The following is a 9,571-nucleotide window of genomic DNA, read 5'->3' on the forward strand; positions in this document are numbered from 1 at the left end:
TGGGCGGCGAGGCCGGCGCGCTCGGCCGCAACACGATCGAGCGCGCGGACGGCACGGTCGAGGCGCTCGACCATATCGGCCGCGCGCAGATGGCGCCGGGCGACGTGTTCGTCGTCGAAACGCCGGGCGGCGGCGGATATGGCGCGGCGGGCTGACCCGTGCAACCGGCGCCGGCGCCCCACGCCGGTGCTCGAACGGCATTGCAACGGACTGTGGAATAAAGTCGCGCATTAACGCACGAAAGGAATCAAAGTCGACGGAAAGTCGGGTCGCCGGACGGCGATCCGACCCTGTCGTCACGGTCTTGTCACAGCGCTTTCCCCGAATGCTGGAATCTGCCGCAAACGCCCGTCTGGCGGGGCGATCAGCCCGACTCGCCAACCCCGTTGCGCACCGCCGCAACCGCAATTGAGCGAGCTGCCAATCATGAAAAATCCGGCTTGCCAATCGAGTCCCAATTCCTTGACACTCTGCTCTAAATGTGAGTGCCAATCCTGATCGTCATTTGATAAGATGGCTCTCATCATTCGTTAGGCAGCACCTGCGCGCATCATGCGCGAACGCCGGGTCGCATTAGCTGGAAACAAGTACGGGACGAGGCCCATCATCACGGCAATCACGGTCGCCTTGCCGGGCGCGCACGACGCGCGGCCCGGAACGGCGGTCGGCCGGCTCGCCTCCGTCTACACTGTGCGTTTTTTCTGGATCGGGGCGTCTCCATGGATGACGAAAACGATAGCGCGGTGCTTGAAGCGCACGTCGGTACGCGCAGCCCCTGCTGGCGTCTCGGCAGCGACAGCAATGCACTCGAACTGGCGGCCGTCCGCGGCCTGACCAACGTCGCCGTCGCGCTGACGGGCGAACAGGCCGCGCACATCCGCGCGCTGACCGGCGTCACGTCGCACCTCGTGCTCGACATCACGCTGTTCGGCGAACCGGTTCGCCTCCATCTCGTCGGCCGGAAGGTCGACACGACCAACTGGGCCGGCACGGCGTCCGCCTATTCCGATGCCGAATCCGTCGCGGGCGATCTCGCTCACGGGCTCGCGTTCGCCGAGCAGGTCGTGTCCGAAGTGAATTCGCTCGTCGTGATTCTCGACCGCAACGGGATGGTGCAGCGCTTCAACCGCCTGTGCGAGGAAGTGACGGGCAAGCGCGAGGTCGACGTGATCGGCCGCAGCGCGTTCGAGCTGTTCATGACGCCCGAGCAGGGCGCGCAGTCGCGCAGCAACATCACGGGCTTTTTCGCGAGCAACCACTCGTTCGCGGTCGAGCGCTACATCAACACGGTCAACGGGCCGCGGCTGTTCCAGTTCCGCAACAAGTTCGTGCAGAGCGGCAGCGGCGTCGACGAGCAATTCCTGATCTGCTCGGGCATCGACATTACCGAGGAGCGCAGCGCGCAGCAGCGGCTCAGCGAACTCGCGAACACCGACGTGCTGACCGGCCTGCCGAACCGGCATGCGATCAGCGAGCGCATCCACGCGGCGATCGCGGCCGAGACGGCCGCGACGCGCGGGCAGGTCGGCATCCTGTTCCTCGATCTCGACAACTTCAAGCGCGTCAACGATCACTACGGGCACATCACCGGCGACCGGCTGCTGCAGGACGTGTCGGCGATCATCAGCGGCTGCCTGCCGTCCGGCGCGACGCTCGCGCGGCTCGGCGGCGACGAATTCCTCGTGCTGTTCGAGCACGGCACGCGGCCGCTGCTCGAAGCGACCGCGCAGATCATTCTCGAACGGCTGCGCACGCCGATTCATCTCGGGCTGATGGAGGTCTACACGAGCTGCTCGATCGGCATCGCGATGCATCCGCAGCACGGCGATTCGCTCGAGACGCTGATCCGCAGCGCCGATACGGCGATGTACGTCGCGAAGGAAGAGGGCAAGCATACGTATCGCGTGTTCTCGCTGGAGATGAACCAGAAGGTCGCGAAGTACATGTGGCTCGACACGAACCTGCGCAAGGCGCTCGAAGAGGAGCAGTTCGTGCTGCACTACCAGCCGGTCGTCGATATCGCGACCGGCGACGTGCACGGGGTCGAGGCGCTGGTCCGTTGGCAGTCGCCCGATCGCGGGCTCGTCGCGCCGGTCGAGTTCATCCGCTTCGCGGAGGAGTCGGGCCTGATCGCGCCGCTCGGGCGCTGGGTGATGCGTACCGCGGCCGCGCAGGCCGCCGCATGGAAGGCGAAGGGGCTCGGCATCCGGATCGCGGTGAACGTGTCCGCGCGGCAGTTGCAGGACATGAACATCGTGCACCAGATGGCGTCGATCCTCGACGCCGCGGGGCTCAAGCCCGGCCTGCTCGACATCGAGCTGACCGAAAGCTGCTTCATCGAGGACGAGGACGCGGCCAACGGGCTGATGCGGCAGTTCCGCCAGCTCGGCGCGGAGATCCATCTCGACGATTTCGGCACCGGCTATTCGTCGCTGTCGCAGCTGTCGCGCCTGCCGCTCGACGCGATCAAGCTCGACCGCAGCTTCATCACGGGCATCGACCGCAATCCGCGCTCGCAGGCGCTGGTGCGCTCGGTCGTGTCGCTCGCGAAGGCGCTGAATTTCGCGGTGGTCGCCGAAGGCGTCGAAACGCATGCGGAAGCCGAATTCCTCAAGCAGCTCGACGTCGATCATGCGCAGGGCTACTACTTCGCCCGCCCGATGCCGGCCCAGGCGTTCGAGGCGTGGCTCGCGGAGACGAGAAAGCTCAGGCTGATCGCCTGAGCTTCGTTCCCGAGCGGGCGCCGCCGGCCCGCGGCGGCGCCCGTCGCATTACACCGTGCGCAGCTTCGACACGCGCCGGTTCTGCAGCATCACGAGGCGTTCCATGTACGCGAGATCCTTCGGCTCGATCGTGAACGCCGCATGCACCCACGCTTCCGTGATATCCATCAGCTCGGAGCGCGTGAGCTGAAACACCCGCTCACGCGCGCGCAGCATCGCGCGCACGCCGTTCAGCTTCGGCTTCATCACGTCGATGAAGGTGCGCGTCGCGAGATACGCGTCGCCCGCGTCGAACGTCTGGTCGATCAGGCCGCGATCCTCGTACCACTCGGCTGCGTGCGCTTCACCGGTCGAGATCAGTTGCTCCGCAACGCCCCGATCGGCCTTGCGCGTGACGAGCGAATAGCCGCCCATGCCCGGGAACAGGTTGAACGCGATCTCGGGGAACCCGAGCTTCACGCCCTTCTGCGCGAGCATGTAGTGATGCGCGAGCGCGGCCTCGAAACCGCCGCCGAGCGCGCTGCCCTCGACCAGCGCGATCGAGATCGCCCCGGTGCCGAAGCCCGTGTAGATCTCGTACACGCTGTCGGTGCACAAGCGCGCATAGGCCATCAGCAGGTCGCGCTTGCCGCTGCGGATCACGTCGACGAAAAAGCTCAGGTCGCCGCCGACGTTGAACAGCTCGGGGACGAGCGAGCCCGTCACCCAGAAGTCGAACGGCAGGCCCGAGTCGCGTGCGACGCGTGCGAGATGGATGATGTCGGTAACGAGTTGCTGGTTGAAGCACGGCCGCGGCTCCGATCGCAGCATCATCCACATGACATTACGGCCCTCTTCGTAAAAGGCAGTCAGTTGCGTGAGTTCGCCGGCTTCATAAAACGGGCGGCACGCGGGATGGGATTGGAGTTGCATGGTATGTCCTCGTGAGATGTGGTTTTCGAAGACCGTCGCGCCCGGTGCCGAGCGGGAGGCGAGTGACCCGCAGGGCGCCGGGCGCGAGGCATCGCCATTGTTGCGCGCGCACATTCGGCGTATCTGTGGAATGGGTCACCGGAAAGGCGCACGGGCCCGTGCAGGACGGCGGTCGAGGACGAACGGTCGAGGAGCGGGGAGCCCCCGGCCGGGCCGGTATCGCGGCGTTCCGGACGTGACGACGGAATGCGGGCAGGCCGCATGACGGCAAACATGCGAACGGCGGGCCAATGCCGCGTGCGACGCCGGCAGTCGTAACCGCGCATTGGCAATGCGGGACGCGTGTGGCGGCCGCTTGCCGTGCAGGGTATTCACGGGTGCTGACGGGTATCCACCGGATTTTTCGCGGCGTTAGAATCGCGCGCCCGTTCATATGTGCGCGCCGGGTTCCGCGCACTGGGGTGCGGCTTCCCTCTCCGGCATGCATTCGACGGCACTTGCCAGAGCCGGTCGGCTTCAGCCAACATTTGCATCCGGCACGGCCGCGCGTTCCGAGCGCGACCGGCATGGAGGAGAACAGGCATGTCAGAGAAACATCGGGTCCTGGTGCTGGACGACGATCCGGAGGTGCGCGCCTGGCTGAGGGTCGTGCTGGAAGAGGCAGGGTTCGACGTGTCGACGGCCGACAGCGCGGCGATGATGCAGCAGCAACTGGCCGCCGCGCCGCATGCGCTCGTCATCCTCGACCTGAAGCTGCGCGGCGAGGATGGCCTGACGGTGGCGCGCGAGCTGCGGCGCCGGTCCGACGTATCGATCATCATGATCAGCGGGCTGGGCGACGAGACGGACCGCGTGCTGGGCCTCGAAACCGCAGCGGACGATTTCATCACGAAGCCGGTGTCCGGGCGCGAGCTGATCGCGCGCGTGCGCGCGCAGCTTCGCCGCACGACCGAGCTGTCGATGCCGCGTCCCGCTCCGAACGGCGGCGGCCCGCGCTTCTGCTTCGACGGGTGGACGCTCGATTTCGCCGCCCGGACGCTGACGCACGGCGGCAATCCGTGTCCGCTCACGCAGGGCGAGTTCGAGCTGCTGGCGGCGATGGTGCAGCAACCGTCGCGTGTCTGGTCGCGCGAACAGCTGCTGGAGCGCACGCGCGGCTTCGGCGTCGACATCGACGTCTACGATCGCACGATCGACGTGCTGATCCTGCGCCTGCGCCGCAAGATCGAACCGAACCCCGAGCACCCGACCTATATCCGCACGCAGCGCGGTGCCGGCTACGTGTTCTCGGTGCCGGTCGTGCGCGTGTGACGCGATGCGCATGATCCCTATCCCGTTGCCGCCGTGGAGCGTACGGGCCAAGCTGATCGTGACGTTCCTGGTGCTGTTCGGCATCACGCTCGCGGTCGTGGTGGTCGGCGTGCTCGGCATGCGCGCGAACCAGAACGCGCTCGACGAATACGAGGCGAACGTCGTGCCGGAGATCGCGCGCGCGCTCGAGCTGTCCGACAAGGTCGCGCAACTCGCCGCGGTCGCACCGAGCATGATGTCGACCGATTCGCCGGACCTGCTGCACAGCGATTCCGAACTGCTGCATGGCCTGCTCGGCGACATCCGGCGACTGTCGCCGGGCTTCGGCAAGGCGGCTGGTACGGCCGAGAAGGCGGGCGACCGGCTCGCGGTGATCGACGATCTGGATGCGATCGACCAGGATCTGGCGCGGCTGCTGCTCGTATCGGGCCGGCAGCAGCAGCTCAAGGCGGAACTGAGCGAACTGCGTGCCGCGACCGACGGCATCGGCGACAGCATCGCGCGCCAGAAAGGGTTGCTCGCCCGACAGGCGCCGACGCTGCTGGAAATCTGGGCGCGCACGACCGGCGCATTGCAGGCGACGAACGCGGCGGAGCTCGGCAGCGCGGAGAGCGATAACGAGGCGCTGTGGCTGCGGGTGCGAGAGCGCGGCGAGGATCGCAGCCAGCGGGCGCTCGCCGAGACGCTGCAGCGGCTCGATGGCGGCGCGCGCAACGTGTTCGCGGTGCGTCGGGAGTTTCTGTCGAGCGAAGCGCAGACGAGCTATCTCGTCACGCTGTTGCGCGGTCACGCCGATCACCTCAGCGGCAAGTCCGCGCGCTACGTCGAGCGCTTGCGTCGGATCGCGAGCGAGCGCAGCGACAAGGTGCGCAAGGTCGCGGTGTCGAGCCAGTCGGGCCTGCTGCTGCTGGCCGTCGCGGGCGTCGGGGTGGCATTGCTCGGCGTGGCGTACGTCAGCCGCATCCTGCACAAGCTGCAGGCAATGACGCGCGTGATGACGCGCCTCGCGAAGGGCATCACGTCGGACGCGATGCCGTCGATGCACCGGCCGGACGAAATCGGCGAGCTGGCGCGCGCGTTCGAGGTGTTTCGCACCAACCTGATCGAGAAGGAGCAACTGACCCAGGGGCTCGAAGCCCAGCGCCGCCTGCAGGAATCGGTGCTCAACTCGATGAACGACGGCGTCTCCGTGCACGACACGCAAGGCGGCCTGGTCGCGTGGAACCCGACGTTCGCGAAGCTGCTCGGCATCGACGCGTCCGCGTTGCGGGCGGGCCTGCCGCTCGTGGCCCTGCGCGAAGCGCTGGCCCGCCCCGCCCGGTGGCACCAGGTCTCGACCGAGACCGCGACGCACACGTCGGACGGCGTGCGCGTCGCCGCGTCCGCCGAGTTGCACCTGAGCGACCGGCGCACGCTCGAATTCCACTGCCAGCCGTTGCCGGACGGCGGATGGGTATCGGTATGGCGCGACCTGACGAGCCGCCGTGCGGTCGAGGCAGAACTGCGTCAGGCGCAGAAGATGGAGGGGCTCGGCCAGGTGACGGGCGGGGTAGCGCACGATTTCAACAATTTTCTCGTCCCGATTCTGGGCAACCTGGTATTGTCGCTGCCGCGACTCGACGGGCAGCGTGACACGCAGACGATGGCCGAACGCGCGCGTCACGCGGCCGAGCGGCGCGAGCCCGCGCCCGACGATCACCCACACGGCCGCGCCGAGGAACGGCAGCAGCACGATCAGCGGCCACAGCGTGCGCAGCGCGACGTTCGCCGCGAGCCGGTTGCGCACCGACAGCGGCTGCGCGAGCTGCACGACGTTGTCGCCGACGATCGCGCCGTACACGCGCCATTCGCCGCGATCGGTGCGTTCGGTCGAGAAGCCGAGCTCCGCACGCGGCGCGATCGGCGCACGCGGATGCGAGAAGTACATCAGCACGCCGTTGCGGTTCCAGATCTGGATCACGATGCCTTCGTCGCCGTTGGTGCGCGAGCCGAACACCTGCGAGAACGGCTCGGACGGCAAGGCCGCCGCGATTTCCTGCAACTGGTAGTCGAACAGTTCGTTCGCTTCGGCAAGTGCCTGCCGGTAGATGAGCCAGCCCGCGAGACCCACGCCCGCGACGACGATCGCGAGCAGCCAGATCAGCAATTGATGACGAATCGACCTCACGCGTCAGCTTTCCTTGACGACCATGTAGCCGAGCCCGCGCACGTTGCGGATCAGGTCCGAGCCGAGCTTCTTGCGCAGCGCGTGGATGTAGACCTCGACCGTGTTGCTGCCGATCTCCTCGCCCCAGCCGTACATCTTTTCCTCGAGCTGGCTTTTCGACAGCACCGCGCCGGGCCGCGCGAGCAGCGCCTCGAGCAGCGCGAACTCGCGCGCGGACAGCGCGACGGGCACGCCGTCGAGCGTCACCTGGTGCGAAGCGGGGTCGAGTGTCAGCGCGCCGTGGCGGATCAGCGATTCGCTGCGTCCGGCCTGGCGGCGGATCAGCGCACGCATCCGCGCACCGAGTTCGTCGAGGTCGAACGGTTTGACGAGGTAGTCGTCGGCGCCCGCGTCGAGCCCCTTCACGCGATCGGCCACCGCGTCGCGCGCAGTGACGATCAGCACCGGCAGCGCCAGCCCGCGTGCGCGCAGCGTGCGCAGCACGTCGATGCCGTCGCGCTTCGGCAGGCCGAGGTCGAGCAGCAGCAGGTCGTACGTCTCGCCGCCGAGCGCCGTCAGCGCGGCGTCGCCGTCCTGCACCCAGTCGACCGCAAAGCCGTCCGAGCGCAGCGCCTTGCGCACGCCTTCGGCAATCATTCGATCATCTTCGACAAGCAGAATCCGCATCGGGACAGGCATCCATGGGGCGAGTCAAACACGCCGACCATTGTAGCGCCGCGAACCGGGCGCGCGGCACCATGCAATGCAACAGAAAGGCGGATTGCAAGGGGGCTGTCCGGACTTGTCTCTACAATGTGCGCTTTGGCGCCGCGCGCGCCCTGCCCGAACGTCGTGCTTCTCCCGTATTCGCTCATGCCGATTTCCGATCTTTCCACCCGGTTCGCCCCCCGCGCCCGCGTCTGCCTGCGGGCGGCCGCCATCGTCGCCACCTGCACCGCCCTCGCCTTCGCACCGTCCGCGCAGGCCCGCAAGAAATCCCACAAGGAAGCGCGCAAGACCACCGTCGTGTCGCCCGCCGCACGCGCGGCCGGCCTGCCGGCGTCCGTACTCGTCGCGCTGCAGCGCGCGAAGGTGCCGGCGTCGGCGATGAGCGTCGTCGTCGAGCGCGTCGGCGATCCGGAACCGCTGATCGCGTGGAATGCGAGCCGGCCGATGATGCCCGCCTCGACGATGAAGCTCGTGACGACCTTCTCGGGCCTGTCGATCCTCGGCCCCGACTACCGCTGGCGCACGACCGCCTACACGGACGGCACGATCGACCCCGACGGCACGCTGCAGGGCAACCTGTACATCAAGGGCACCGGCGATCCGAAGCTCGTGCCCGAAGAGCTGATCGACCTCGTCGACAAGCTCCGCAAGGCCGGCGTCAAGCGCGTGGCCGGCGGCCTCGTGCTCGACAAGAGCTACTTCGCGACCTCGACGCGCGATCTCCCTTCGTTCGACGACGACGCGAGCGCGCCGTACAACGTCGGCCCCGATCCGCTGCTGTACGCGTTCAAGGCCGTGTCGTTCACCGTCACGCCGGGCGACGACGGCAAGGTGGCCGTCGACGTGCTGCCGCCGCTCGCGGACCTGTCGATCGACAACCAGCTGGTCGAAGGCACGGGCTCGTGCAGCGCGGCCGCCGCGGCCGCGCGTCCGACGCTGACGGCCGGCAGCGGGATCATGACCGCATCGTTCGCGGGCGACTACCCGCTGCGCTGCGGCGCGCACACGACCAACCTCGCGATCCTCGATCACACGACGTTCTTCGCACGCGGCTTCCTCGCGCTGTGGCAGCAGGACGGCGGCACGATCGCGGGGCCGGTGAGCGAAGGCAAGGTGCCGACCACCGCGCGGCCCCTCGCCGTGCATCACAGCCCGGTGCTCGGCAGCATCGTCTACGACATCAACAAGTTCAGCAACAACGTGATGGCGCGCAACCTGTTCCTGACGATCGGCGCGGTCAGCGGCAAGCCGCCCGCGACGCCCGAGCAGTCGAGCCGCGTGATCCAGGCGTTCCTCCAGAAGAACGGCATCGCCATGCCCGACCTCGTGCTCGAAAACGGCTCGGGCCTGTCGCGCGAAGAGCACGTGAGCGCGCTGTCGCTCGCCGCGCTGCTGCAGGCCGCGAACGCGAGCCCGGTCGCGCAGGCCTTCGTCGATTCGCTGCCGATCGCCGGCATCGACGGCACGATGAAGAACCGCCTCACCAACGCCGGCGTGCTCGGCAACGCGCACATCAAGACCGGCACGCTGCGCGACGTGCGCGCGATCGCCGGCTACGTCGCTGGTGCGGACGGCCAGAGCTACATCGTCGTGAGCTTCATCAACAACGATCATGCGGAAGCCGCGCGCGCCGCGCACGATTCGCTGCTCGAGTGGATCTACGCGGGCGCGCACTGACGCTTGCGCACCGCGACACACGGCGCGCCGGCGGCCTGCTGCCGGTGCGCGTCGACTCGCCTCCGCATCGGGA

At 67.8% G+C, this 9,571-nt stretch carries 6 protein-coding genes and 2 pseudogenes; 5 read left to right on the forward strand and 3 right to left on the reverse strand.

The window, feature by feature from the left end:
- Together G3N93_RS42510 and pdeR are read left to right on the forward strand one after the other, a co-directional pair.
- The coding region (locus tag G3N93_RS42510) for a hydantoinase B/oxoprolinase family protein (protein WP_206134285.1) at window positions 1-155 on the forward strand (155 nt) is incomplete at its 5' end.
- 564 nt (window positions 156-719) lie between these two features.
- On the forward strand, window positions 720-2,723 hold the full coding sequence (gene pdeR / locus G3N93_RS26360; protein ID WP_174988496.1) for a cyclic di-GMP phosphodiesterase: 2,004 nt from the start codon (window positions 720-722) through the stop codon (window positions 2,721-2,723).
- Between the two features lie 48 nt (window positions 2,724-2,771).
- Here the strand turns inward: pdeR and G3N93_RS26365 are convergent, their stop codons facing one another.
- Window positions 2,772-3,635 (reverse strand): crotonase/enoyl-CoA hydratase family protein, encoded by an 864-nt coding sequence (locus G3N93_RS26365; RefSeq protein WP_206134284.1) that lies wholly within the window; start codon window positions 3,633-3,635, stop codon window positions 2,772-2,774.
- Window positions 3,636-4,217: 582 nt separating this feature from the next.
- On the opposite strand from G3N93_RS26365, the gene G3N93_RS26370 reads away from it, so the two are divergent.
- Entirely contained in the window at window positions 4,218-4,946 is a 729-nt protein-coding gene (locus G3N93_RS26370) for a response regulator (protein WP_174988494.1), read from the forward strand.
- A 235-nt stretch (window positions 4,947-5,181) separates the two neighbouring features.
- Window positions 5,182-6,429: pseudogene (locus tag G3N93_RS42085) on the forward strand (PAS-domain containing protein); the annotation flags it as partial.
- A gap of 168 nt (window positions 6,430-6,597) precedes the next feature.
- Here G3N93_RS42085 and G3N93_RS42280 read toward each other — a convergent pair.
- Both G3N93_RS42280 and G3N93_RS26385 read right to left on the reverse strand, forming a co-directional pair.
- Window positions 6,598-7,113, reverse strand: a pseudogene (locus tag G3N93_RS42280) (two-component sensor histidine kinase); the annotation flags it as partial.
- A 3-nt stretch (window positions 7,114-7,116) separates the two neighbouring features.
- Window positions 7,117-7,779: a response regulator gene (locus G3N93_RS26385; protein WP_039360640.1), complete on the reverse strand. Its 663-nt coding sequence runs from the start codon at window positions 7,777-7,779 to the stop codon at window positions 7,117-7,119.
- Window positions 7,780-7,965: 186 nt separating this feature from the next.
- On the opposite strand from G3N93_RS26385, the gene dacB reads away from it, so the two are divergent.
- Window positions 7,966-9,498 (forward strand): D-alanyl-D-alanine carboxypeptidase/D-alanyl-D-alanine-endopeptidase, encoded by a 1,533-nt coding sequence (gene dacB / locus G3N93_RS26390; protein WP_206134286.1) that lies wholly within the window; start codon window positions 7,966-7,968, stop codon window positions 9,496-9,498.
- Window positions 9,499-9,571 lie beyond the last annotated feature (73 nt).

Source organism: Burkholderia sp. Se-20378, from assembly GCF_017104665.1.
GTDB lineage: Bacteria > Pseudomonadota > Gammaproteobacteria > Burkholderiales > Burkholderiaceae > Burkholderia > Burkholderia lata.